1 pseudogene is annotated in these 424 nt (G+C 69.6%); it reads right to left on the bottom strand.

Annotated features, from left to right (window positions below):
* Window positions 1-424 (bottom strand): annotated as a pseudogene (locus B0W88_RS34245) (heme utilization protein); the annotation flags it as partial.

Below are 424 nucleotides of genomic sequence, written 5' to 3'. Positions count from 1 at the left end.
CGTCAGGCCCTGCACCTGCACGGAGCTGAGCACGGCGGCCTGGCCGCTGGTCAGCGCGATCACGTCATCGGTGCTCAGCGCATGGATCTGCGCGGAGCTCATCGCCTTGATGCCGGACGAGCCGAGCGAGACCACGTCCTCGGTGGTCATCGTCGCCACCTGGGCGGTTCCGATGGCGGCCACCTGGGCGCTGGTCAGCGCCGGGATCTGCGAGCTGGTCAGCGCGTTGAGCGTGTCGCTGCCCATGCCGGCCACCTGGGCGGTGGTGAGCTGCTGGACCTGCGTGCTGGTCAGCGCGCCGATCTGGTCGCTGTTCAGCGCGGCAAGCTGCCCGCTGTTCAATGCACGCAGCGAGCTGCTGCCCAGCGCGCGCAGGTCGTCGGTGCTGAAGTTGACGAGCTGGTCGGTGGTGAGGCCCTGCACC

Origin of the sequence: Pelomonas sp. KK5, from assembly GCF_001984095.1 — a bacterium.
In the GTDB taxonomy this organism is placed as follows: domain Bacteria; phylum Pseudomonadota; class Gammaproteobacteria; order Burkholderiales; family Burkholderiaceae_C; genus KK5.
This window is presented reverse-complemented; position numbering and strand designations above follow the sequence as displayed.